This window comes from Actinophytocola sp., assembly GCF_036378875.1.
Classification (GTDB): domain Bacteria; phylum Actinomycetota; class Actinomycetes; order Mycobacteriales; family Pseudonocardiaceae; genus Actinophytocola.
The window spans coordinates 22,806-47,363 of sequence record NZ_DASUVO010000153.1 but is presented as its reverse complement, the minus strand read 5'-3'; the positions used below and the strand labels follow the sequence as shown (position 1 = coordinate 47,363).

The window sequence follows — 24,558 nt, the reverse complement described above, 5'->3', positions numbered from 1 at the left end:
CTGTGGACGCCCTGTGGACGCCGTGTGGACGTGGTCGGGACGACCCAGGCAACCAGTCACAGCCAATCGGGCAGCCTGTGGACAACTTGGGGACAGCTTGCGCCATCGCCAAAGAAACCCCTGCTCAGGGGCTGTGTACAGGTTGTGGAAAAACTCCCCTGAATCCGACCGGCGTGTCGGAGGAAAACGCGCCTTCGGCGTGTCGCCGGCGCGTCACGGAACCGGTGTCGCGCGAACACCCGTCAGCCCCGGCCAGGTTGCGGAAACCCGACACGGGGCTGACGCGATGACGACTACTCTCCGTGCATTTAATGCGAGGCGGCGTTCAGCCCGCAGTGACCTCGAGCTTGATCGCGACGGTGACATCCGGGTGCAGCCGGACGTTGACCTGGTGCTTGCCGGTGGTCTTGATGTGACCGGGCAGCTCCACCGTCCGCTTGTCGAGAACCGGACCACCGGCCGCCTTGACGGCGGACACGATGTCGGTCGAGGTGACCGAACCGAACAGCTTGCCGGTGCCCGGGGCGGCCTTGGCCACCAGCTTCACCGGAGCGACCTTCTCGATCGCCGCCTTGACCTCCTTCGCGTGGTCGAGGCCACGGATGGCCCTGGCCTGCTGCGCGCGACGGATGGTCTGCACCTGCTTCTCGGCACCCTTGGTGGCCGGGATGGCGAACCGGCGGGGCAACAGGTAGTTGCGCCCGTAGCCGTCCTTGACCTCGACGATGTCGCCCGGCCCACCGAGACCCTCGACATCCGTGGTGAGGATGAGTTTCATCTGAGGACTCCTGATCAGCGCGCGGTCGAGGTGTAGGGCAGCAGCGCCATCTCCCGCGCGTTCTTCACCGCGATGGCGACGTCGCGCTGGTGCTGGCTGCAGTTGCCGGTGACCCGGCGAGCACGGATCTTGCCGCGGTCGGAGATGTACTTCCGAAGCAGCGTGGTGTCCTTGTAGTCGATCTGGTCCAAGGTGGCCTTGGCCTTCTTGTCCGCCTTGCAGAACACGCAAACCTTCTTCTTGGGCTTGCGAATGGGTGGCTTAGCCACTGGTCTTACTCCTCAGTCAAATCCCGAAGCTGTATGTCAGAAGGGTGGCTCGTCGGAGAACCCGCCGCCGGCGCCGGCCGGTGGGGCCGAACCCCACGGGTCGTCGGCCGGGGCTCCGCCGCCGTAACCGCCGCCACCACCAGCGCCGCCGCCGCCACTGCCGCGTGCCACCTTGTTGATCTTCGCGGTGGCGTACCGCAGCGAGGGGCCGATCTCGTCGACCTCGAGCTCGACGACGGAACGCTTCTCGCCCTCACGGGTCTCGAAAGACCGCTGCTTGAGCCGGCCGCTGACGATCACGCGAGCGCCGCGGGTCAGCGACTCCGCGACGTTCTCCGCGGCCTGCCGCCAGATGTTGCACCGCAGGAAGAGGGCTTCGCCGTCCTTCCACTCACCGGACTGGCGGTCGAAGGTGCGTGGTGTCGATGCCACCGTGAAGTTGGCGACCGCTGCGCCGGACTGCGTGAACCGCAGCTCGGGGTCGGCGGTCAGGTTGCCGATAACGGTGATGACCGTGTCGCCGGCCATGTTGTACCTCCAGGTGTCAGGCCCCCGCGGAGTCGCGCCGCAGGACCTTAGTCCGTAGCACCGACTCCTGGAGCCCCAGCTGACGGTCGAGCTCCTTGACCGCTGCTGGCTCGGAGTTCACATCGAGCACGGCGTAGATGCCCTCGGTGTGCTTCTTGATCTCGAACGAGAGGCGACGCTTGCCCCAGACCTCGACCTTCTCGACGTTCCCGCCAGAGGTGCGGATGACGTTGAGGAAGTTGTCGAGAGTCGGCTGAACCGTGCGCTCGTCGAGAGTGGGATCGAGGATGACCATGACCTCGTAATGACGCATGAAGACCACTCACCTCCTGTGGGCTTGGCGGCCACGGGCTCTCCGTGGCAGGAGGGGTCTTGCGGAAGACAGGCTACATGGCGGCCGGCAGCGCCCTGCGCAGCACCCAGGTGCGGACGAGCGCGGCCGTCACGCCGGACAGCATGAGCACCGCGAGCAGCACCGGGAACTCGACCCGCTGGCCGCGTGAGGGGCTCATCGCCTCCGCGCGCCCGGCGACGGAGACGCCGTCGTCCGGCGCGGTCTGCCCGACGATGCCGAACTCCGGCGAGTACCCCGGCACGCCGCCGCCGTAGCGGACGCCGGGCGACGGGGCCCACATGCCTGGCCGGGCGAACGGGATGTTCGAGTAGTCGGCCATCGGTGAGCGGCCGAAGTTCCACAGACCCGACTGGTACAGGTCGAGGCCGAGGCCCGACACGCCGCCGGTGACGGGTTGGTTGGGCGCCGGGGTGCCGCCGCCGGTGCTCGGCGTCGTGCCGGGGTTCGAGCCGGGAGACCCACCTGGCGCGCCGGGCGTGCTGCCCGGGAGGCTGGGGATGACCTTCGCCGTCGCCTCCTCCGAGGCGTCCGCGACGGCTGCCGCGCCGTCCTGCACGGGTGCCACCGCGGCGTTGGTGCCGGTGACCGTCACGCCACACACCTGCGTCAGCTGGGTCTGCACGCCGGCGATGAAGTCCGCGAGCAGGCCGCCGATCCCGAGCGGGTCCTTCCTGAGTTCCGTGGCCACGGCGTTCGCGATGGTGCCGCCGGTGATGTAGCTGGTGCCGTTCGGCACCGCGCCGATCGGGATGGGCGGCAGCGTGGCGATCACCTTGTTGGCCTCGGCGGCGATCGGCGGGCCGAGGAGGGGGATGGCCCGGATGACGTCGGTGATGATGCCGAGCACGGCGGCGGGCGCGAGTGAGATCGGCTGGCCCGGGGTGCCCTGGACATTGACGGAACAGTCGCCGATGATGATCGGCTCGGCCGCGTTGGCGGTGCCGCTACCGGCCAGAAGTGTCATCGACGACGTGGCGAAGACGAGCGCGGCCGCGGTGACGAAGCTCTTCACGCGTCGGCGCATCGTTCTTCCCCTCCCGGTACTCGCCGGTAACACCTGTTCAACGACGTTAACCCGCTCAGGTGACGTTGACCAGGCTGGCAACTTGCCTGACGGGCGTTATTGGACCATCCGGCCCAACGGTTACCTACTAAGGAGTAGGCCGGACACCTCCTCTTTGTGTCGGCACGGCCGACTACGCTCGCGGGCCATGAGCATCGGCGCCCACATCCACAGCGACGACCCTCTCGGCGCCGCGCGAGAGCGGAACGCGGACGTCGTGCAGTTCTTCCTCGGTGACCCGCAGAGTTGGAAGGCGCAGCCGCCCCACCCACAGGCCGACGCGCTGCGCGAGGCCGGCATCGACGTCTTCGTGCACTCGCCGTACCCCGTGAACATCGCCTCGACGAACAACCGCATCCGGATCCCGTCGCGCAAGACGGTGCTCCAGTACGCGGAGTCGGCCGCGAAGACGGGCGCGAAGGGCCTGATCGTGCACGGCGGCCACGTGACCCAGGGCGAGGACCCGGCCGCCGGACTCACAAACTGGCGCAAGTTCTTCGAGCGGCAGGCCGAGGCAGGTGGCTTCCCGCTGCCCATCCTGATCGAGAACACCGCGGGCGGGGACAACGCCATGGCCCGCCGGTTCGACATGCTCGCGCGGCTGTGGGACGAGGTGGGGGAGTTCGGCGCCGGTTTCTGCCTGGACACGTGCCACGCGTTCGCCGCCGGTGAGGACCTGGTCGGCATCGTCGAGCGGGTCAGGGCCATCACCGGCCGCATCGACCTGGTCCACCTGAACAGCTCGCGGGACGAGTTCGCGTCGTCACGTGACCGCCACGCCAACATCGCGACTGGCATGATCGACTCAGCGCAGCTCGCCGCGGTGGTCGCCGAGGCCGGCGCGCCCGTCGTGGTCGAGACGCCGGCCGAGGGGCAGGCGGACGACATCGCGTTCCTGCGTGAGGCCACGGGCCGGTGAGCATCGTGCCTGCCGGTGCGGCGGCGGCACCCGAGTCGCAACCGAGGTCAGGGGAGTCGGACGTGTCGGAGGAGGGGGCGGGGGATCGCACCGGCCTCGGCGTCCGCCTGACCTCGCTCGGGCTCGTCCTGCTCACCGCGCTGTGCGGCATCACGCTGATCCTGGGGTTCGTCAACAAGGACCGCTGTACCGGACCGCGTTTCGACGAGCTGGGCCGCAGCCAGCCCGACTTCGACGAGCGTCGGTACCAGGAGGTCTGCTACTCGGACATCCAGACGCTGTGGATCGGCCGCGACATCGACCGCCACGTCTTCCCGTACGTGCACGGCAAGTTGACCGACGAGGGCCAGCCGGTCGGCGGCGTGGTCGAGTACCCGGTCCTGACCGGCGTGTTCATCTGGGCGTCCGCGATCCCGGCGCACACCGACGCCGAGTTCCTGCTGTACTCGGCGTTGCTACTGGCGCCGTTCGGGCTGGCCACCGCGTGGATGCTCGGGCGGATGTCCGGCTGGCGGGCACTGCTGTGGGCGGTCGGTCCGCCGCTCGTGATGTACGCGTTCCACAACTGGGAACTGCCGGTGGTGCTGTGCGCGACGGCGGCGTTCTACGTGGTGCACCACGGCTGGGGCAGGCGAGGCGCCGAACGCCCGCTGCTGACCAGAGCCACGGTCGCGGCGGTGCTGTTGGGGCTCGGCTTCGCGTTCAAGGTCTACCCGGCGATCTTCGCGCTGCCGCTGATGCTGTACGTGCTGACCGGCGGTCGCGGCGGTGCGGAGTTCGGCGGCCGCGCCGGCCCCGACTGGCGCGGCGCGCTGCGCGTGGCCCTCACGGCACTCGGCACGGCGATCGCGGTGAACGTGCCGTTCATGATCGCGGGCTTCGAGGGCTGGCGCGCGTCGTTCACGTTCCAGCTGCTGCGCAAAGCCGACCTCACCACGAACTCGATCTGGTTCTGGGGGTTCCGCCCGTTCTCGGAGTCGAACAACGCGGCGGTGCAGGAGCTCATCGGTGTCCTGTCACCGCTGCTCATGCTGATCTCCTTCGTGGTGGCGTGCGCCATCGGCTGGGTGCGGTACCAGAAGGAGGGCACGTACCCGTGGGTGCCGGTGTCGGCGGCCATGCTGTGCGGGTTCCTGCTGCTGCACAAGGTGCACTCACCGCAGTACACGCTGTGGCTCGTGCCCATGTTCGTGCTGCTGCGGGTGCGGTGGGGTTGGATCGTGGCGTACTTCGCGGCGGATCTGGTGATGGGGATCGGCATCTTCCGCTGGCTGTACGAGGTCTTCTACGGAAGGCACGGCGGCATCCTCGACGGTCTCGCGGCGCAGGCGGTGATGGTCGGCGTGTGGGGCAGGGCCGCACTGCTGATCGGCCTGTTCTGCGCCTTCCTCACGGCGAAGGAAACGTTCCGAGAACGCTTGACAGTGTGACCATCGGACGTTCTGATGGCCCATGGCCAGAACGGACGGCACCGACGCGCGGCTCCTGGCCGGCGTGGTCGCGCTGACCGCGGTCGTCGTTCCGGTGATCGGCCTGAACGCTATCCCCGACACCACCTTCGATCCGACGGCAGGCACGCTGATCCCGCTGTTCCTCGCGGCGGCGGGCTTCCTCGTGATGATGCTGATCGTCGACCCGATGCTGAGCGCGAGGAAACCAACCACCCGCGACGACGTACACGTCTGGCTGTCGAAGTCGCTCGTGGCCCGCCAACCGGCGATCGAGCTCCCGGTGTTGGCCGGCCTGGTAGCGACACTGGTCGAGCGCGAAGGCAGCGTGCTGCTCATCGGTGCGCTGGGCACCATCGTGCTCGCCATGGTGTGGTGGCCGGGCGAACAGTTCTTCGGCGTGATGCGCCGCCGCCTGCAACCCCTGTCGGCGGACAAGCTGCTGGACGAACTACTGACGTCCTCGAACGGCCGCCTGTTCCTGAAGACCAGGTGATCTGTCCACACCTATCCACAGGCCGATGTGCGTAGGTCCAGGGATGTCGGCACCCTCCGGTAGCGTCGAATCCGGGGGCCGGAGGCCAAGCCGCGGAGAGGTGTTCCTCAGCTCGCGCCGCACTCGCGAAACCTTGTGCCCCAACGGATCCACGTACGTCCCTGTGTACCGGGCGTGGCCTCCGGCCCCCGGTTTCCAGCGTACGGCAGGGCACCGACAGTTCCCGCCGCCCGAGGTGAGTTGTCCACAGTCAGGAAGTTATCCACAGCCCAGGCTTTGGTCGGCACCGAAGACCCGGTCAGCCAACGAGTTCCTTGACGCGTTTGCGTAGGACGAACTTGTCCGGCGCGCGGTCCAGTACGCCGCCTGCCGGGTCGTCCTCGCCGCCCATGCGGATCAGGTCCCTCGTCGGGTGGTAGATCTCGTAGATGATCAGGACGCACAGGCCGATCACCGCCAGGTCGCGCAGCACGACGAACGACATGAACCAGTCGATCGGCAGGCCCTTCTTGTCGTCGCCGAGGTAGAACATCATCCGCGGGGCCCAGACCAGTGCGTCGAGCGTCATCCAGCCCAGGAGCAGTCGCCATCTCGGCACCGCGAGGACGGCCAGGGGCACCAGCCACAGCGAGTACTGCGGGCTCCACACCTTGTTCGTCACCAGGAACGCCGCCACCACCAGGAACCCCAGCTGCGCCACCCTGGGCCGGATCGGGGCGTGCAGTGCGATGTACGCGATGCCCGCACAGCATGCCAGGAACAGCACCAGCGTCACCAGGTTGAGCCACACCGGTGACTCGTTGAACGCGAGCGGACCGTCGAAGCCCTGCCAGCCGGTGAACTGGGTGATCACGTTGTAGATCGAGTCGGGGTCGGCGCCGCGCAGGCTGTTGCGGTGGAAGAACTCCCACCAGCCGCGCGGGAACAGCACGGCGATGGGCAGGTTCACCGCCACCCAGGTCGCCAGGGCCGCGCCGGCCGCCGTGTAGAACGCGCGCATTCGGCCAGCTCTCACGCACAGCACCAGCAACGCGCCCAGCAGGAACAGCGGGTACAGCTTGGCCGCGCCGCCGATGCCGAGCAGTACGCCGGCGAGGGCGGGGCGACGTCGGGCCCATGCCAGTAACGCGGTCGCCGCGCATGCCGTGGCGAGCGTGTCGAAGTTGGTGAAGGCGTGCACCATCACCAGTGGGGACGCGGCGATGAGCGCGGCGTCCCACGGACGTCTCCGTGCCGTCCTCGCGACCGCCCAGATCGTCACCAGCCACGCCAGCGCCAACCAGAACGCCGAGATGTCGAAGAAGACCGTCACGGCCAGGCCGGTCGGTAGCCAGCCAGCGTTCGCGATCTTCATCCAGCCGTCGGTGAGCTTCGCGTTCACCCACTGGAAGAGACCGGTCAGGACCGGGTACTCCATCCACCGCTGGTGCTGCGTCGGCTTGCCCTCGTCGTCGTACCAGCTCGTCTGGTACGGGAAGCCGCCCTTGTCGAGCTGTTCCGCGCTGTACAGCGGGATGATGTCCGAATAGCACATGGCGGTGAACGGCCGGTTCGACCGCCAGTCCAGCTCGAGCTTCTTCGTCTCAGGGCTGAAGTGCTGCTGGACGCAGGCCGCCTTGCCGAACCAGCCGATGGTCAGGCCGATGAGCGCGATCAGCAGCGCCGCCCGCAGCGGCGTCCAGAACCAGTGCCGGCCGATGACCGCGTGCACACCGAGCGGGCCGCCGAGCGGGGTGCTGCCGGCACGGGCCAGTGGCTCCGTCCACGTCGGAATGACGCGGTCCGTCGGTCCGAGCGTCGCGGTGTCGCTGACGGCCGCGGCGCGGGTACGAGCCGGGGCGTCGTCGCCATCGGTGTTGTCGTCGATGTCGTCGTCGGGCTCGGGGTGGCCTGGCACGCGGCCGATGCTACGGGGCCGGGGAGACCGCCCGGCGGCCCACCTCTCCCCCGAAAAGGAAAGAGGCCCCACATGGGGCCTCTTTCTCGGGAACCGGTCAACCGCCGCTGGTTCTACCCGTTGGCAGGATGTTGTTGGGGTTACCCGGATCCGGATCGGTCTCCGTCGGATCGGTCGGCTGAGTGTCCGTCGGATCGGTCGGCTGGGTCGTCGTCTGGCCGTTGTTGTTGTCGCCGTCGTTGTTGTTGTTGTCGCCGTCGTTGCCCCGGCCGTTGTTGCCGTCGTCGTTCTGGGTCGGGGGGTTCGTCGTGCTGTTCTTCTTCGACTCGCCGTCCTCGTCTTCCAACGCCTTGCCGATCGGCGAGAACTTGATGAAGGGCGTCTTCGGCAGGTCCTTCAGGTAGTTGTTCATGAACGTCTGCCAGATCTTGCCCGGTATCTTGGCGCCGGAGACGGGGTTGCCTTCCTTGTCCCTGACCGGCATCTGCTGAGTGCCGGTCGGGTCGGTGGCGGCCAGCGACACCGCGGTCGATATCTGTGGGGTGTAACCCACCATCCAGGCCTTGGCGTTGTCCTTGGTCTCGCCGTACTGGTGGGTGCCCGTCTTGCCGGCGACCGGGCGCTTGCCCGCGAGCGGGATCTTCGAGAACTCGGGGATCGGCATCAGAGCCTCGGTGACGTTACGGGCGATCTTCTGGTTGTTCTGCGAGTTGTTGGGGTCGAACGCGGCCTTGCCCTCCGTCGCCGCCTGGCCCGGCTCCCAGAAGAGCTTGCCGTCCGGGGTGAGGATCTGCTTCACCAGATGTGGCTTGTGGTAGATGCCGTTCGCGGCGAACGTGGAGTACGCCGAGGCCATCTCGAGGGTCGACACCTGCGTCTTACCACCGCCGATGGCGATGTTGCCGTCCGGCACGTCGCCGTTCGCCATCAGGTTCGTCTGGATGCCGGCCTCGGCAGCGGCGTTGGCCACGGCCCTCGTGCCGACGTCGTTCACCGCCATGTCGTAGAACACGGTGTTGATGGACTTCTTCATCGCCAGCGCGACGGTGCACTTCTCGCCGCACGAGTCGCCACCCGCGTTGCGGACCGTCTGGCCGTTGAACACACGGTTGTTGCTGCCGTCGTAGGTCTCGGCGAGTCCCCGGCCCGTCTGGAGCAGGGCGACCAGGTCGAACGGCTTGAACGACGAGCCAGGCTCCTGGGGTGTGCCCGCCCAGTCGAGGCCGTTGCCTTCCGCGCCGCCGTAGTAGGCGACCACCTCACCGTTGGCCGGGTTCACCGCGACCAGGGCCGACCGCAGGTTGTCCGGCTGGCCCGTCAACACCTCCGTCACGGCTGCCTCGGCCATGTCCTGCGCGGCCGGGTCGATCGTGGTCTTGATGATGTAGCCGTTCTTCCGGAGCTCGTCGACGCTCAGACCCGCCTCCTTCTCGACCTCCTTCAGCACGGCGTTCTGGATGTGCGCTCGCGATCCTTCGATGGCCTTCGGCCTGGCGTTCTCCACCGGGATCATCGACGCGGCGGGGAAGACCGCGGCCTTGCGGTCGGCGGCGGACAGCCAGCCCTTGTCGACCATCTGGTCCATCACGAACTTCCAGCGCCGCTGCATGTAGGCCTCGTCCTTGTACTTGCCAGGAGTCTGGATCATGCCGGCGAGCAGCGCCGCCTCGGACGGGGACAGCTGGTCGAGGTTCTTGCCGTAGTACGCCTTGGCGGCCGCGGCGATGCCGTTGGCGCTGCGCCCGAAGTAGATGGTGTTCAGGTACGCCTCGAGGATGGCCTCCTTCGAGTACGTGTTGTTCATCTTGTACGCCTTGACGACCTCGAGTGCCTTACGGCTGTAGCTCACCTCGTCGTCGCCGGTGGCCTTCTTGATGTACTGCTGGGTGATCGTGGAGCCACCACCCTTGCCACCGCTGACCTGGTCCCAACCGGCCCGCATCACGCCGGAGATGTCGAAGCCGGGGTTCGTCATGAACTCGGCGTCCTCGGCCGCGAACACCGCGTGCTTGACCGTGTCGGGAATGTCGTCGTACTTCACGAACTGACGGGTGCCGTCCTCGGGGACGATCTGGGACATCTGCTGGTCGTTCCCGTACAGCAGCGTGACGACCTGTTCCTGCTTCGCGGCGACCTGCTGGGGGGTCGGCACCTCGACCATCTGGTAGGCGACGAAGAACGCGATGATCGGCCCGATGATCCCCAGCGCGGTGAGCACGTACATCGTGCGCCGCACGCGCCGCCAGATCTTCTTCTTGCGGCTCCTGCGGTCCCCGTCGCTGAGCGGGTAGTCCTCGTCGTCGTAGAGGTCCGGATCGTCGTTCAGGTCCTCGTCGTAGTCCAGCTCCCGGTGCGTGAGCAGCTGGGGCTCCGGGCCGCCACCGCGGTTGGTGGGGCGCATCAGCTCCGTCGGACCGTCGGGGTCGACGCCTGGTCTCGCTCCGGGTCGGGGCGGCCCGGCGGGACGCGGCGGGCGGACCAGCTGGGTGGTCGGACCTCCTGGCGGACCCGGCTTCCGGCCACCGGGAGGTGGCGGCGTGTGCGGACCGCCGGGACGGCGCACCGTCGGCGACTCCTCGGCACTGGGCCACACCGGGGCGGCGCCACGGCGGGCGGCCGGGCGCGGCTGTGCCGGTGGCTCGGGACGGCGAGGCGCGGGTGGCGGCTCGTCGGCAGCCGGCCACTGGTGCCCACCGGCCGGCTCACCGCCGCTTTTGCGGGCATGCCCGTTCGAGCGCTCGTGCCGCCCGTTCGCACGTCCGTTCGTGTGCTGCGCCGCAGGCGCGTCATCATCGTCGTTCTCCCACAGGGGGCTCCAGAAGCCGGTGCGCTCCTCCCCCTGCGCGGACGCCCGTGGCTTCGGGTCGTCACCAGTCGGCCATGCCGGCTCACTCGCGCGGTGCCGGTGGTTTCGATGGTCGTTCACGACAACAGGCCTCCCATAGCGGCGCACGGCCATGCCCGCCGTGTGGTGGTCATAAGCTTTGGAGCAGGCAAAACGGTGGGTTTCACTCCGCCGCTGTCCTCCTCCGTGGCTTGTGGGTGTCAAGTCCGCCCGTCCCGAGGACGTATGACAGCACCAGGTGGTTCCATCCGCAGGTGCGGCAAACTTCAACGACGTAAACGGTGAACTCCGCGAAGAGTGTCGCCATTCGTGCCAGTTCGTCCGGCGCGCGAGCCGAGCCGGAGGCGTGCTTGAGCTCGTCTCCGTACACCCAGGACACCCTTGTCAGCGGCTCCTTGCGACAGACCGGACAGGTCACGTCGCTGGGCGCGCCGTGGAACTTGGCAGCCCGCACGAGGTACGGGTTGGCGTCGCAGACCTCCATGGTGCCGACGCGACCGGAGTGCACTTCCGCGAGCAGCGCCTTGCGCTGCAACGCGTAGTCAACCACCTGTCGCTGTGTACGCACGGGGACAGCCTACGCGGAGCCGTTACCACGTCCACGCACTGTTTGACGTACGGCGCGCGGGCATGTGGCCACTCTGCGTTGAAGAAGTGATGTCCCCATGCTTGTCAATGGCGCTGACCTGCAGTTGATCGTCACTGTGCGACGCCGCGCGGACTTCACGTACTGGTCGTGATCACGACCACGTCCACCTCTGAGACACCTCATGGATGTATCGGCGCGATATAGTGGTGCGGTAGGTCGAGTCACCAACGACAGCGTCGGACGCAAGCTCTGTGAGGAGGTCACCAGTGCTCGAGTTCGCCATCCTCGGGCTGCTGCACGAGGCCCCGATGCACGGCTACGAGCTGCGCAAACGACTGTTCGACATGCTCGGCACGCTGCGGACGTTCTCGTACGGATCGCTGTACCCGACGTTGCGCAGGCTGCTCAGGACCGGGCTGATCGTGGAAGACGACCCTCAGGACCTCGCCACCCGCGCGTGGGGCAAACGGGCCAAGCGCGTCTACAAGCTCACGGCGGAGGGCAAGGAGCGCTTCGCCGAGATGCTTGCCGACGTCGGCCCCCAGGCCTACGACGACGAGGGGTTCGGCGTTCACATGGCGTTCTTCTCCCGCACGCCTGCCGAGATCAGGATGCGCATCCTCGAAGGCAGGCGCCGTCGGGTGGAGGAGCGGCGCGAAGGGCTACGCGCCTCGATGGCGCGAGCGGGTGAGCAGATCGACCGCTACACCCGCGAGCTGCATCGGCTCGGGTTGGAGCACAGCGAGCGGGAGGTCCGCTGGCTCAACGAGCTGATCGCGACCGAACAGAGGGAGCAGAAAGAACGACAGGACGGCGTCGAGTAGACGCCGGCAGGTCAGTGCGGATCTGCATCTCGGCACCGCCCCGCGGCTCGGGAGTGGCCGCGGTTGACTAAGGAGGAGACCGGCATGGGCGAACAGAGTCGCAGTGTCCGGGTGGCAATCGTCGGGGTTGGCAACTGCGCGGCGTCGCTTGTGCAGGGCGTGCACTACTACCGTGACGCCGACCCGGACACGCGCGTTCCCGGCCTGATGCACGTCCAGTTCGGCGACTACCACGTCCGTGACGTGCAGTTCGTCGCCGCGTTCGACGTCGACGCCAAGAAGGTCGGCCGCGACCTTTCCGAGGCGATCGTCGCCAGTGAGAACAACACGATCAAGATCTGTGACGTGCCGCCGCTCGGGGTGACCGTCCAGCGCGGGCACACGTTCGACGGGCTCGGCGAGTACTACCGGGACATCATCACCGAGTCCGACGAGGAGCCGGTGGACGTCGTCGCGGCGCTGCGCGAGTCCCAGGCCGACGTGCTCGTGTCCTACCTGCCGGTCGGCTCGGAGGACGCTGGCAAGTTCTACGCCCAGTGCGCCATCGACGCGGGTGTCGCGTTCGTCAACGCGCTGCCGGTGTTCATCGCGTCCGACCCGGAGTGGGCGGCCAAGTTCACCGAGGCCGGCGTGCCGATCGTCGGCGACGACATCAAGTCCCAGGTGGGAGCGACGATCACCCACCGCGTGATGGCCAAGCTGTTCGAGGACCGCGGGGTTGAGCTGCTGCGCACGTACCAGCTCAACTTCGGCGGCAACATGGACTTCATGAACATGCTGGAGCGCAAGCGGCTCCAGTCGAAGAAGATCTCCAAGACGCAGTCGGTGACCTCGCAGATCCCGCACGAGATGGAGCGCGCGTCCGTCCACATCGGCCCGTCGGACCACGTGCCGTGGCTGGACGACCGCAAGTGGGCCTACGTGCGGTTGGAGGGCAAGGCGTTCGGGGACGTGCCGCTGAACCTGGAGTACAAGCTCGAGGTCTGGGACTCGCCCAACTCGGCCGGCGTGATCATCGACGCGGTCCGCGCCGCGAAGATCGCGCTCGACCGGGGCATCGGCGGCCCGATCCTGTCCGCGTCGTCGTACTTCATGAAGTCCCCACCGGAGCAGTACTCGGACTCCGAGGCCTACGAGGCGGTCGAGAAGTTCATCGCGGGCGAGCTGGAGCGCTGAGTCCTTCGCGGGTGCCCGCGCGGTCGTCGTACGCCGCGCGGGCCTCGTCGATGTCGTCGGCGTGGTCGACGGCCCACGCCATCAGCTGGCACACCGTGCTCAGCAATGTCCGGCCGAGATCGGTGAGGCGGTAGTCCACCCGAGGCGGCACGACCGGGTGCACCGTGCGCTCGACCAGCCCGTCGCGCTCCAGCGCACGCAGTGTCGCGGTGAGCATCCGCTGGCTGATGCCCCCGATGGCCCGCTGCAGCTCGGTGAACCGCAGAGTGTCGTGCCAGCCGAGCTTGTGGACCACCTCGATCGTCCACTTGTCGCCGACCCGGTCCAGGATCTGTCGCGCGTGACACAGCCTGGCCCGCTCCGCGTCGTCCACCTGCACGGTTACCTCCACGTCACCGACGCAGAAAAAGGTGCCGTCTTCCGGCCACTCCAATAGTTCCTCACGATGGGGTCAGTTACCAACAGGAACTGACCGTGAGGGGGAACTCCATGACCATCGAGGCATTGCCGGTCGACGAGTCGTTCGCCGTGCCCGCCGACGACGAGGCGCTCAGCCGGGCGGCCAAAGGGCTCCGGGAGCGGGGCTACCACGCGCACATCGTCGACACCGCCGCCGACGCCCGCGCGCTTGTGCGCGATCTGCTGCCCCGGGACAAGGCGATCTTCACGGCCAACAGCGAGACGTTGCGGCGCACCGGCCTCGTCGCCGACATCGACGACGGCACGGAGTTCGTGTCCGTCCGCGCACAGCTGGCCGACATCGACCCGAAGGACGTCCGCACACAGGTCACGATGGGCGCCACGCCGGACGTCGTCGTCGGCAGCGTGCACGCGGTCACCGAGGACGGTGTCCTCGTCGCGGCGTCGGCGAGCGGGAGCCAGCTCGGCCCGTACGCGGCCGGCGCGGAGAAGGTGATCTGGGTGGTCGGCGCGCAGAAGGTCGTGCCGGACCTCGACACCGCGTTCCGCCGTGTCCGCACCTACAGCTACCCGAGGGAACACGAGCGCTGGCGCGTGCAGGGCTTCGAGTCGTTCATCGGGAAGCTGCTCGTGCTGGAGCGCGAGTACGACCTGACCCGTGCGACCGTGGTGCTGGTGCGGGAGGAGATCGGCTTCTAAACGTTTTGGCCCATGCAGGCGTCAAGGGGGGCGTGAACACGGCAACCGACCCAGAACCCCGCACCGAGCGTGCGGGGTTCGACGCGTTGTTCGACGAGTGCTTCGAACCCATGAAGCGGCTCGCCTTCCTGCTCGGCGCGGACGATCCGGAGAACATCGCGCAGGAGGCGTTCGTCCGCCTGCACAGCCGGTGGCCGACGCTGGTCGACCAGGACAAGGCGCTGGCCTACCTGCGCAGGACGGTGGTGAACCTGTCCCGGTCGCGGCTGCGGCACCTGCGAGTCGTGCGCCGCGCGCCCCGCGAACGGAACCGGGACGCTGCGTCCGCCGAGTCGCTCGCGCTCGCCAACCGGGCGGTGTGGGACGTGCTCACCACGCTGACCCGCCGCCAGCGCCAGGTGCTCGTGCTCCGCTACTGGCTCGACCTCGACCAGCAGGCCATCGCCGACACCCTGGGGCTCGCGGTCGGCACCGTGAAAGCCACCATCCACCAAGCAATGGCCGCGCTGCGGACGGCGCTGGCCGAGGAGGACGACCGATGAACGACCTCGAAGATCGCCTGCGGGCCACACTGCGGGAGGCGGCGGACACGCTGCCGCCGACCCCCGGCGCACGCGCCGAGTTCGAGCGTCGTCGCGGCCGGGGGCGAGGGGTGCTGCTGGCCGCCGCGGCCGCCGCGGTGGTGATCGCCGGCGTGGCGGTTCCCGTGGCGCTGAGCGGGAACGACGCGCCGGCCGGCCACCGCGCCGCGACCGGGACGACGTCACCCAGGTTCGAGGAGAACAACGCCAAGGACAGCGTGAACATCCTCGGCACGTTCACCGAGGACGGGATCACCAAGGTCGCGGTGTTGACGGTGGTGGACGACAAGTGGTGTGTTCTCGAGGCCTTGCCGAAGGAACCGATCCCGATGTCGAGAGACTGTGAACCCGTGCCGACCTGGCCCGTTCCGGAGCCGCCGACGAGTCAGGGAGGGCGCGTCGTCACCGAAGCGGTACTCAGCGGCGGGACCCTCTACGGCGGTCCCCTCCCGAACCTGATGCTGTTCATCACCGCACCCGAGGTCGAAACACTGGAGGTGAGTGCCGGCAGCGGCGGCCTCGTGCACCTCCGCAAGGTGCTGGAGCGGCCGGACGCCACGTTCATCCTCGCCGACTTCCCGGAGACGTACGCCGGCTTCGGCTACACCGCCAAGGACGCGGCCGGGAACGTGCTGGAGAGCGCGATCACCTGATCACTTTCCGTGCGACCTGCGGTTGTTCATCTTCATTTCACTTGCTCCACGTGTTGGCCTCTTACCGTCGGCCCGTTCCCAGGACCTGACAGTGGAGGCCACGCGTGTCCCCAGCCGACAAACCCCGGCTTCTCCCGTTGTTCACGACCAACCCCAGAGGCGGCCGGTCGTCGATCACGTGCTTGTACCGGTGTGGCAACGCCTGCTCGCACGAGGCGCCGAACACCTCCGACAACCAGTACTTCGCCGACGTCGTGGCGGACGTCGTCAGCCGCCGCAAGATGCTGAAGGCGGGCGCCGTGATCGCGGTGGCCGGCGCGGGCATGGCGGCGGTGGGCACGGGAACCGCGGCCGCCGCGCCGGAGACCGACCGGTGGGGCGGCTACACCGGGCTCGACTTCGAGCCGGTCGCCCCGAACGACCTCGACGCCCTGGTCACACCGCCCGGCTACGAGCAGGGTGTGGTGATCCGCTGGGGTGACCCGGTGGTGCCCGGCGCGCCGGCGTTCGACTTCGCGAAGCAGACCGCGGCCGCGCAGGCCAAGCAGTTCGGGTTCAACAACGACTTCTGCGGGCTCGTGCCGGTCCCCGGCTGCCGCGACAAGTGGCTCATGGTGTCCAACCACGAGTACACGACCGAGTCGGCCATGTTCTTCGGATACGACGCGAACAACCCGACCCGCGAGCAGGCGGAGATCGCCTGGGCCGCGCACGGCATGTCCGTCGTCCTCGTGGAGAAGAACCGCCGCGGTGGCCTCGAGGTGAAGCTCGACCGGCACTACAACCGGCGCATCACGATGACCACGCCGTTCGTCGTGCAGGGGCCGGCCGCCGGCTCGAAGTACCTGAAGACGTCCGCCGATCCGACCGGCACCCGCGTGCGCGGCACGCAGAACAACTGCGCCGGCGGCGTCACCCCGTGGGGCACGATCCTGTCCGGCGAGGAGAACTTCAACCAGTACTTCGCCAACGCCAGCGCGGCCACCGACCCGGTCGTGAAGGCCCGGTTCGCCCGCTACGGCATCTCGGGTGGCGCGTCGCAGCGCAAGTGGGAGAAGTACGACCCGCGCTTCGACCTGGCCAAGGAGCCGAACGAGGCCAACCGGTTCGGCTGGATCATCGAGATCGACCCGCTCGACCCCAAGTCGACGCCGGTGAAGCACACCGCCCTCGGCCGTTTCAAGCACGAGGGCGCGAACGTCATCGTCGCGCGGGACGGTCGCGTGGTCGCCTACATGGGTGACGACGAGCGGTTCGACTACATGTACAAGTTCGTCACCGACGGGAAGTACAAGCCGGGCAACAGCCGCTACGCCCGCGAGCACAACAAGAAGCTGCTCGACTCCGGCACGCTGTACGTCGCGAAGTTCACCGGTGACAGCCCGGTCGCCGAGATCGACGGCACCGGCAAGCTCCCGGCGGACGGCGAGTTCGACGGCTCCGGCGAGTGGATCCCGCTGGCGCACAACAACACATCGTTCGTACCGGGCTTCACCGCCGAGGAGGTGTACGTCTTCACCCGCCTCGCCGCGGACGTGGTCGGCCCGACGAAGATGGACCGTCCCGAGGACGTCGAGCCGAGCCTGAAGAACGGCAAGATCTACGCCGCGCTCACCAACAACACCGACCGCGGCAAGCCGGGCAAGGAAGGCGCGACCGAGGTCGCCCCGCGCCTGAACAACAAGCACGGCCACGTCCTGGAGATCACCGAGACCCGGGGCAACCACACGGGCACCACGTTCGCGTGGAAGCTGCTGCTGCTCTGCGGTGACCCGAACTCGCCGGACACCTACTTCGCCGGCTACGACAAGTCGCAGGTCAGCCCGATCTCCTGCCCGGACAACGTCGCGTTCGACAGCAGGGGCAACCTGTGGATCTCCACGGACGGCAACGCGCTGTCCCACAACGACGGCCTGTTCGCGGTGCCGGTCGAGGGTCCGGAACGCGGCCATGTCAAGCAGTTCCTGACCGTGCCGGACGGCGCGGAGACCTGCGGCCCGGTCGTCACCGACGACTTCGTGCTGGTCTCCGTGCAGCATCCGGGTGAGCTGGACGGGGCGAGCGCGGACAACCCGCTGTCTCACTGGCCGGACGGCGGCACCTCGCAGCCGCGCCCGTCGGTCGTGGCGGTGTGGAAGAAGCGTCGATGATGCGCTCCGCAAGCTCCGCTCAAGCACGTCGCTGAACGGATGATCATCGGCAGGGCCTCTTGTCCAGGAGGCCCTGCCGATTTACGTTCGGCCAATGTTCCCTGCCGATAAGACGCTGTTCACCAAACCTTCACCAAGACGAGCATCCGTCACCTGCCAGTACCGCTGTGGCAACGCGTGCGCCCACGAGGCGCCGAACACCTCGGACAACCAGTACTTCGGTGACGTCGTCCGTGAGATCGTCAGCCGTCGCAGCGTGCTCAAGGCGGGTGCCGTCCTCGCCGTCGCCGGTGCGGGCACGGCCGCGCTGGCCGTCCCCGCCGCCGCTGCCCCCACCGGGCTGGACTTCGAACCGGTGGCCCCCAACGACCTCGACGCGGTGGTGGTGCCGCCCGGCTACGCGCAACAGGTGCTGATCCGGTGGGGCGACCCCGTGCTGCCGGACGCGCCGGCATGGGAGTTCACGAGCCAGACGGCGGCCGCGCAGGCCAAGCAGTTCGGGTTCAACAACGACTTCTGCGGGCTCGTGCCGGTGCCGGGTTGCCGCGACCGCTGGCTCATGGTGTCCAACCACGAGTACTCCAGCGAGAAGTACATGTTCCACAACTACGACCCGAACAACCCGACCCGCGAGCAGGTGGAGATCGGGTGGGCCGCGCACGGGCTTTCCGTCGTCGTGGTCGAGCAGGACCGCCGCGGCCGGCTGACCGTGAAGCTGGACCGGCACTACAACCGGCGCATCACGATGACGACCCCGTTCACAGTTCGGGGCCCCGCGGCCGGCTCGCAGTACTTGAAGACGACCGCGGACCCGGCGGGCCGGACCGTACTCGGCACCAAGAACAACTGCGCGGGCGGCGTGACCCCGTGGGGCACGATCCTGTCCGGCGAGGAGAACATCAACCAGTACTACGCGAACGCGGGTGCCGTGACCGACCCGGTGGTGAAGGCCCGGCTTGCCCGCTACGGCTTCCCGACCGGTGCCACGGAACGAAAGTGGGAGCGGTTCGACCCGCGCTTCGACCTGGCCAAGGAGCCGAACGAGGCCAACCGGTTCGGCTGGATCATCGAGGTCGACCCCTTGTCGCCGCACGAGAACCCGGTCAAGCGCACGGCGTTGGGCCGGTTCAAGCACGAGGGTGCGAACGTCATCGTCGCGCGGGACGGTCGCGTGGTCGCCTACATGGGTGACGACGAGCGGTTCGAGTACCTGTACAAGTTCGTGTCGGACGGGAAGTTCAAGCCCGGCGACGGCCGCTACGCCCGCGAGCACAACAAGAAGCTGCTCGACTCCGGCACGCTGTACGTCGCGAAGTTCACCGGTGACAGCCCGGCGGCGGAGATCGACGGCACCGGCAAGCTCCCGGCGGACGGCGAGTTCGACGGCTCGGGCGAGTGGATCCCGTTGGCGCGGGGCGACAGGTCGTTCGTACCCGGCTTCACGGCCGAAGAGGTCTACGTGTTCACGCGGCAGGCCGGCGACGCGGTCGGCGCGACCAAGATGGACCGTCCGGAGGACGTGGAGCCGAGCCTGAAGACGGGCCGGATGTACGCGGCGCTCACGAACAACAGCGAGCGCGGCAACACGGGCAAGGAGGGTGCCACCGAGGTCAACCCGCGCGTGCGGAACCGCCACGGCCACGTGCTGGAGCTGGAGGAGAGGCACGGCGACAACACGGCGACCCGCTTCGCGTGGCGGCTGTTCCTGGTGTGCGGCGACCCGGCCGCCGCCGACACGTACTTCGGCGGCTACGACAAGTCGCAGGTCAGCCCGATCTCCTGCCCGGACAACGTCGCGTTCGACAGCAAGGGCAACCTGTGGATCTCGACCGACGGCAACGCGCTCGGCCACAACGACGGCCTGTTCGCCGTGCCGGTCGAGGGCCGCGAACGCGGGCACGTCAAGCAGTTCCTGACGGTCCCGCACGGCGCGGAGACGTGCGGCCCGGTGATCAAGGACGACTTCGTGCTGGTGTCGGTCCAACACCCCGGCGAGCTGGACGGGGCCAGCGCCGACAACCCGCTGTCGCACTGGCCGGACGGCGGATCCTCGCAGCCCAGGCCGTCCGTCGTGGCCGTTCGTAGAGTGGGGGCATGACAGATCGACCGCGAGCGCTGATCACCGGCGCGTCCAGGGGCATCGGCATGGCGGTGGCCGAGGCCCTGGCGGATGAGTACGACCTGCTGCTGGGCGGCCGCGACGAGGAGGCGCTGAAGGCGCTCGCGTCGCGGCTGCCCTCGGCACACCCCTGGCCGGTGGAGCTGACGGACACGTCGGCCGTCGCCGCCGCGGCCATGGGCATCGACCGCCTCGACGTGCTGGTGCACTCGGCCGCCATCTCCCGGCTCGGCGCACTCACGGACCTGACGGCGGCGGACTGGCGCGACTCGTTCGAGTTGAACGTGGTGGCGGTAGCGGAACTGACGCGGCTCCTCCTGCCCCGCCTCCGCGAGTCGGCCGGCCACGTGGTGCTGATCAACTCCGGCTCGGGCCTCAACGCGAAGGCGAAGTGGGGCCCGTACGCGGCGAGCAAGTTCGCACTGCGTGCCTACGCGGACGTGCTGCGCGCGGAGGAGGAACGAAACGGGCTACGCGTGACCTCCATCCACCCAGGCCGCACCGCGACCGACATGCAGAAAGGCGTCCGCGACTTCGAGAACGCGGCCTACGTGCCAGAGCGGTACATGCGCCCGGAAACGGTCGCCGGCGTGGTCAGGACAGCGATCGAGACCCCCCGCGACGCGCACGTCCACGAAATCGTGATCCGCCAACCGAACAGCTGACCGGTTGGCCTCCGGGCCCCCGGTTTCCAGCCTACGGCAGGGGGCTGACGGTTTTGTCGCTTCGGACCGCGCCCTGTGGACAACTGGTCGGGCTGTGGACAACCCCCGTGGTGTCGATCTTGTCTGGCCGGGACTGTCGGTCCTGGGCGTTAGGCTGGAAATCGGGGGGCCCCCGGCGCGCGAGTGGGACTTTCGCTCGGGTTGGGCGGGTGAACTGTTTGCCGGTTGCCTGTTGTGTGGCCGGGAGTGTCGGTGCTCGCCGATAGGCTGGATTCCGGGGGCCGGAGGCTGACCCGGGGCGGGTGAGAGCCGGGGGAGCCGCTCTCAGGTGGCCGCACGTAAGCGCGTGGTCACCGCGCCTGCTTCCGCCTGAACCTTCGCTCGCTCGACTTTCGTGGGCTCGAAGTCGGCGACCACCTGCTCGCCGCCCACCCAGACGTCCCGCACGTCGCGGCCGGCGGACGCCCACACGAGGTTGGCCAGCAGGTGCTGGTTGGGCACCGACAGGCCCGACGCGAACGCCTCCGACGACGTGTCCACGTGCACGATGTCCGCCCACCGGCCCGGTTCCAGTGCGCCGATGTCGTCGCGGCCGATGGCATCGGCGCTGTCTCTCGTGGCGAGCAGCAGTACGTCCGCCGCCGTCAGGGCTGCCGAGTCCATCGTGGACAGGCGGGCCAGCAATGCGGCGAGGCGCATCTCCTCCCACATCTCCAGGTCGTCGTTGCTCGCCGGGCCGTCGGTGCCCAGGCCCACCCGCACGCCGGCGGCCCGCAGTTCGGGGAGCCGGGCGATGCCCGACGCCAGCTTCCCGTTCGAGCCGGGGCAGTGGGCGACCGCGACGTCGTGCCTGGCGAAGATCTCGATGTCCTCATCGGACAGATGCACCGCGTGCGCGGCCAGCACCCGTCCGCCCAGCGCGCCGATCGACGCCAGCAGTCGCGGCACGGAGCCGTATTCAGCTCGCTGCCCGGCGTCCTCCCCATGTGACTCCGCCACGTGCAGCAGCATCAACGCGTCCCGCGACCTGGCCGCCTCCGCGATCATCGTCAGCGCCTCGGGGGACAGCGTGTACGCCGAGTGCGGGCCGTACGCGATCTCGATCCGCTCGTGCGGGCGCAGGCCGTCGCCGTCGATGCGGGCGTTCACCTCGGCCAGCTGCACGCGCCAGTCGTAGTCCGGCGTGTCGACGATGGCCGGGCCGAGCAGCATCCGCGCGCCGGACGCGAGCACCGCGCGCACCATGTGTTCCGGCTGGAAGTACTGCTCGACGCTCGTGGTGATCCCGTTGCGCAGCATCTCCACCGAGCCGAGAAGCATGCCGGCCTCGATGTCCGACGGCGTGAGCAGTGACTCCGCCGGCCAGATGATCTCCCGCAGCCACCTGATGAGCGGCAGGTCGCCACCCATGCCACGCAACACCGTCATCGGGCTGTGGGCGTGGATGTTGACCATCCCCGGCATGAGGATGCCGGGCAGCGCGCGTATCGGCAGGTGGGCGGCGGGCGCCGAGGCGAACGGGCCCACGTAGCCGATGCGACCCGACGCGTCGACGTCCACGACCGCGTCACGCAGCACACTGCATGCCGGATCACAGGGCAGGACGATCGGCGCGTGCAGACGGATCATGCGTCGATCCTGCCAGGAGGGTTACCTTCGTTCGAAGATGAGGTCGCGGCTGACGCGCCCTTCCTCCTCTGCGCGGCTCTCGAACTTCGTCAGCGGGCGCCACGGCGGGCGCGGTGCCCAACCGCCCGGTTCGTCGGCGAACCTGTTGCGTAGCAACGGCTCGGCCGAGCCAACGGCCAGCATGTGTTCGGCGTAGTGCTCCCAGTCGGTCGCGAGGTGCAGCGTTCCGCCGGGCACGAGCCGTGACGCCACCACCGACACCAGTGACGGCTGCACCAGCCTGCGCTTGTGGTGTTTCTTCTTCGGCCACGGGTCGGGGTAGTAGATCCGCACAGTGGTCAGCGACTCCGGCGGTAGGTGCTGTTCGAGCAGCACGACCGCGTCGCCGCGCATCAGCCGGAGGTTCTTCAGCCCAGCGGTCTCGGCACGCATCATCAGCTGTGCGAGCCCCGGCTGGTAGACGTCCACGGCCAGGTAGTTCACCTCGGGCTCGGCCTCGGCCAGCGCGGCCGTGGTCTCACCCATGCCCGAGCCGATCTCCAGCGTCACCGGCGCCACCCGACCGAACCACCCGGGCAGATCGACCGGTCCCGCCGGCAGCGACGCGATGTCCTGGCCGAGCGACGGCCACAGCCGTTCCCACGCACGGGTCTGCCCGACGGTCATGCGACCGCCGCGGTTCACGAAGCTGACAACGGTGCGCCGGGGTACGTCCACGACGCATGACTGTGCCTCATCCGGGCCGGCCAGTTCAAAACAGGTGTCTACGGGGCGAGCGACTCCACCCGCGCGAGGTTCGCCCGCAGGTCCGCGAGCCCGGCCACCGCGATCGGCGCCGGCGAGTCGTCACCCGCGTGCACGCGAATCACGTCGATCCAACCGTTGTGCTGGTCGGTCAGCATGAGCGTGGTCGGCACGCCCGGTTCGGCCAGCTTGCGTTCGGACGGCACGTACTCCCAGAAACCCGAGTCGCCGTCCGCGGTCCACGGCACGTACACCCAGCCGGGCCGGGTGGACAGCAGCTTCGAGACCCGGTCCTCGACCGTGTAGCCCTCGAGTCGGGAGGTGAGCTTGCCGTCGGCCAGCGCACGCAGCCACCACGGGGCCGGTGCCGATGGGTCGGTCTCGACGATCGCGCGGTAGAGGGCGAGCACCTGCTGCTCGGGAGCGCGATGCACCCAGGATCTGCGGGTCTCGGACGGTGTGGTGGCGTTCTCGCCGCCCCACTGTTCGATTGCCTGCGACCATTCGAGGCCGAGCAGCGGTTCGACGCGCAGGGCTTCGGACGGTAGGTGTGACGAGCGCCGTTGCTCCTCAGCCGCGGCGGCGGCATCAGTAGTTGGGCCGGTGTCAACCACCGTCACAAGTCCACCTCCAGGGACGCCCCCCGCAATTAAGTTTAGGGCGTGGTTTGGGACTGCCTACTTACGATATGACCTCAGTTCATACCGTGTGTCCGCCTGCTGTGGGAAGGATCACGAGGACTTAACGTGGCTTTAACCACGTTGTGTGCTGTACAACACGCACCCCACCCAGTTGGGAACATCGAGTAGTTGGTTACGGCCGTTACCTGTTTGCGATCTTTTCGTTCGAAACGTACCCGAATGGCGTAGCCACAAAGAGACCCGAGCCGCCCCCCGAATGGCGACCCGGGTCTCCTGCCCCCGTCTGCGTCAGCGCTCCCCCGAGCGCTACGCGTCCCTCTTGTTGGCGGTGAACAACGCGATCCCGAGCATCACGACCGCGAAGCCGGCGAAGTAGGCGAGCGCCCCCCACGGTCCCAGCCCGGCGGCGGCCGGCGGCGGGCCCTCGGTGATGGCCCGGCCGGTCGGGTCCGGGTCACCGGCGATGAACATGTTGGCCATCTGGAACGGCATCCACTTCTGGATGTCGACGCCCACGTTCGGGATCAGGGCGACCAGGCTCTCCACGAGCAGCGAGTAGATCAGCAGCAGCGACACGGCGCCGGCGGAGTGGCGAATGAGGGTGCCGACGGCGACCGCGATCACGGCCGAGAGGGCGTAGACCAGCCCGACACCGGCGACGGCCCGCCACTCGAAGGCGGTGTTGACGGCGAGGTCGGCGGAAGACTGGAGGAGCTTGGTGATCGCGAGCGAGCCGAACGCGACGACCTCGCCGATCACCCCGGCGAACAGCGCGACGACCGTGGTCTTGGCCAGCAGTGTGCCGGTTCGGTTGGGGATCGCCTGGAAGGTGGCCCGGATCGTGCCGAACCGGTACTCGGTGGTGATCGCCAGCGTGGCCATCACCATGATCACCATCAGGCCGAAGTTGGCGCCGAACTGCGACGAGGCGACGGTGGCCGGGCTGTCGCTGTCCACTCCCGCGATCAGGGCGGCGAAGCCGACGGTGACCGCGACGGCGGCGAGGGTGCACCACAGCGGCGAGCGCGTGGTGAAGAGCTTGATCCGTTCGACGGCGAGCAGAGTCATGA

At 68.4% G+C, this 24,558-nt stretch carries 24 protein-coding genes; 11 read left to right on the top strand and 13 right to left on the bottom strand.

Going from position 1 to position 24,558, the window contains the following annotated elements; all coding sequences use genetic code 11:
• Window positions 1–325: 325 nt before the first annotated feature.
• The 5 genes from rplI to VF106_RS42655 form a co-directional block, all read right to left on the bottom strand.
• The gene (rplI, locus tag VF106_RS42675) at window positions 326–778 is read right to left on the bottom strand and encodes a 50S ribosomal protein L9 (RefSeq protein WP_330845745.1); all 453 of its coding nucleotides are present in this window, start codon (window positions 776–778) and stop codon (window positions 326–328) included.
• A 14-nt stretch (window positions 779–792) separates the two neighbouring features.
• Window positions 793–1,047: a 30S ribosomal protein S18 gene (gene rpsR / locus VF106_RS42670; RefSeq protein WP_330845744.1), complete on the bottom strand. Its 255-nt coding sequence runs from the start codon at window positions 1,045–1,047 to the stop codon at window positions 793–795.
• A gap of 36 nt (window positions 1,048–1,083) precedes the next feature.
• Window positions 1,084–1,575, bottom strand: coding sequence for a single-stranded DNA-binding protein (gene ssb, locus VF106_RS42665; protein ID WP_330845743.1), 492 nt, complete (start codon window positions 1,573–1,575; stop codon window positions 1,084–1,086).
• A 16-nt stretch (window positions 1,576–1,591) separates the two neighbouring features.
• Complete coding sequence (gene rpsF / locus VF106_RS42660) at window positions 1,592–1,888, bottom strand: 30S ribosomal protein S6 (RefSeq protein ID WP_330845742.1); 297 nt, start codon at window positions 1,886–1,888, stop codon at window positions 1,592–1,594.
• Window positions 1,889–1,961: 73 nt separating this feature from the next.
• On the bottom strand, window positions 1,962–2,954 hold the full coding sequence (locus tag VF106_RS42655; RefSeq protein ID WP_330845741.1) for a hypothetical protein: 993 nt from the start codon (window positions 2,952–2,954) through the stop codon (window positions 1,962–1,964).
• 187 nt (window positions 2,955–3,141) lie between these two features.
• On the opposite strand from VF106_RS42655, the gene VF106_RS42650 reads away from it, so the two are divergent.
• From VF106_RS42650 to VF106_RS42640, 3 genes are all read left to right on the top strand, one after another.
• On the top strand, window positions 3,142–3,912 hold the full coding sequence (locus tag VF106_RS42650; protein ID WP_330845740.1) for a deoxyribonuclease IV: 771 nt from the start codon (window positions 3,142–3,144) through the stop codon (window positions 3,910–3,912).
• A 62-nt stretch (window positions 3,913–3,974) separates the two neighbouring features.
• Complete coding sequence (locus tag VF106_RS42645) at window positions 3,975–5,342, top strand: glycosyltransferase family 87 protein (protein ID WP_330845739.1); 1,368 nt, start codon at window positions 3,975–3,977, stop codon at window positions 5,340–5,342.
• Between the two features lie 22 nt (window positions 5,343–5,364).
• Window positions 5,365–5,856 (top strand): hypothetical protein, encoded by a 492-nt coding sequence (locus VF106_RS42640; protein WP_330845738.1) that lies wholly within the window; start codon window positions 5,365–5,367, stop codon window positions 5,854–5,856.
• Between the two features lie 298 nt (window positions 5,857–6,154).
• On the opposite strand, the gene VF106_RS42635 is transcribed toward VF106_RS42640, so the two are convergent.
• From VF106_RS42635 to VF106_RS42625, 3 genes are all read right to left on the bottom strand, one after another.
• Complete coding sequence (locus VF106_RS42635) at window positions 6,155–7,723, bottom strand: glycosyltransferase family 87 protein (RefSeq protein ID WP_330845911.1); 1,569 nt, start codon at window positions 7,721–7,723, stop codon at window positions 6,155–6,157.
• A gap of 127 nt (window positions 7,724–7,850) precedes the next feature.
• The gene (locus tag VF106_RS42630) at window positions 7,851–10,679 is read right to left on the bottom strand and encodes a transglycosylase domain-containing protein (RefSeq protein ID WP_330845737.1); all 2,829 of its coding nucleotides are present in this window, start codon (window positions 10,677–10,679) and stop codon (window positions 7,851–7,853) included.
• A gap of 82 nt (window positions 10,680–10,761) precedes the next feature.
• Window positions 10,762–11,166 carry a DUF5318 domain-containing protein gene (locus VF106_RS42625; protein WP_330845736.1) on the bottom strand — a complete coding sequence of 135 codons (405 nt, stop codon included), beginning with the start codon at window positions 11,164–11,166 and terminating at the stop codon, window positions 10,762–10,764.
• Window positions 11,167–11,453: 287 nt separating this feature from the next.
• On the opposite strand from VF106_RS42625, the gene VF106_RS42620 reads away from it, so the two are divergent.
• Window positions 11,454–12,011, top strand: a complete 558-nt coding sequence (locus VF106_RS42620; protein WP_330845735.1) for a PadR family transcriptional regulator — start codon at window positions 11,454–11,456, stop codon at window positions 12,009–12,011.
• A gap of 84 nt (window positions 12,012–12,095) precedes the next feature.
• Complete coding sequence (locus tag VF106_RS42615; protein WP_330845734.1) at window positions 12,096–13,187, top strand: inositol-3-phosphate synthase; 1,092 nt, start codon at window positions 12,096–12,098, stop codon at window positions 13,185–13,187.
• Here the strand turns inward: VF106_RS42615 and VF106_RS42610 are convergent.
• Window positions 13,162–13,566 carry a winged helix-turn-helix transcriptional regulator gene (locus tag VF106_RS42610; RefSeq protein WP_330845733.1) on the bottom strand — a complete coding sequence of 135 codons (405 nt, stop codon included), beginning with the start codon at window positions 13,564–13,566 and terminating at the stop codon, window positions 13,162–13,164. The genes VF106_RS42615 and VF106_RS42610 overlap by 26 nt on opposite strands.
• Window positions 13,567–13,676: 110 nt before the next feature.
• Between VF106_RS42610 and VF106_RS42605 the strand changes: the two genes are divergently transcribed.
• The 6 genes from VF106_RS42605 (at window position 13,677) to VF106_RS42580 (ending at window position 20,474) form a co-directional block, all read left to right on the top strand.
• On the top strand, window positions 13,677–14,306 hold the full coding sequence (locus VF106_RS42605) for an LUD domain-containing protein (protein WP_330845732.1): 630 nt from the start codon (window positions 13,677–13,679) through the stop codon (window positions 14,304–14,306).
• A 32-nt stretch (window positions 14,307–14,338) separates the two neighbouring features.
• Window positions 14,339–14,848 carry a sigma-70 family RNA polymerase sigma factor gene (locus VF106_RS42600; protein WP_330845731.1) on the top strand — a complete coding sequence of 170 codons (510 nt, stop codon included), beginning with the start codon at window positions 14,339–14,341 and terminating at the stop codon, window positions 14,846–14,848.
• Window positions 14,845–15,540, top strand: a complete 696-nt coding sequence (locus VF106_RS42595; protein ID WP_330845730.1) for a hypothetical protein — start codon at window positions 14,845–14,847, stop codon at window positions 15,538–15,540. Before VF106_RS42600 ends, VF106_RS42595 begins: the two co-directional genes overlap by 4 nt.
• A gap of 104 nt (window positions 15,541–15,644) precedes the next feature.
• Complete coding sequence (locus VF106_RS42590) at window positions 15,645–17,690, top strand: PhoX family protein (RefSeq protein WP_330845729.1); 2,046 nt, start codon at window positions 15,645–15,647, stop codon at window positions 17,688–17,690.
• Window positions 17,691–17,784: 94 nt separating this feature from the next.
• A complete protein-coding gene (locus VF106_RS42585; RefSeq protein WP_330845728.1) occupies window positions 17,785–19,788 on the top strand; it encodes a PhoX family protein in 2,004 nt (667 codons plus the stop codon).
• Window positions 19,785–20,474 carry an SDR family oxidoreductase gene (locus VF106_RS42580; RefSeq protein ID WP_330845727.1) on the top strand — a complete coding sequence of 230 codons (690 nt, stop codon included), beginning with the start codon at window positions 19,785–19,787 and terminating at the stop codon, window positions 20,472–20,474. The genes VF106_RS42585 and VF106_RS42580 overlap by 4 nt, the downstream gene beginning before the upstream one ends.
• 324 nt (window positions 20,475–20,798) lie before the next feature.
• On the opposite strand, the gene VF106_RS42575 is transcribed toward VF106_RS42580, so the two are convergent.
• The 4 genes from VF106_RS42575 to VF106_RS42560 form a co-directional block, all read right to left on the bottom strand.
• A complete protein-coding gene (locus VF106_RS42575; RefSeq protein WP_330845726.1) occupies window positions 20,799–22,103 on the bottom strand; it encodes an amidohydrolase family protein in 1,305 nt (434 codons plus the stop codon).
• 21 nt (window positions 22,104–22,124) lie between these two features.
• A complete protein-coding gene (gene trmB, locus VF106_RS42570) occupies window positions 22,125–22,769 on the bottom strand; it encodes a tRNA (guanosine(46)-N7)-methyltransferase TrmB (RefSeq protein WP_330845910.1) in 645 nt (214 codons plus the stop codon).
• Window positions 22,770–22,867: 98 nt separating this feature from the next.
• Window positions 22,868–23,467, bottom strand: coding sequence for a hypothetical protein (locus VF106_RS42565; protein WP_330845725.1), 600 nt, complete (start codon window positions 23,465–23,467; stop codon window positions 22,868–22,870).
• A 327-nt stretch (window positions 23,468–23,794) separates the two neighbouring features.
• A complete protein-coding gene (locus VF106_RS42560) occupies window positions 23,795–24,556 on the bottom strand; it encodes an ABC transporter permease (protein ID WP_330845724.1) in 762 nt (253 codons plus the stop codon).
• Window positions 24,557–24,558 lie beyond the last annotated feature (2 nt).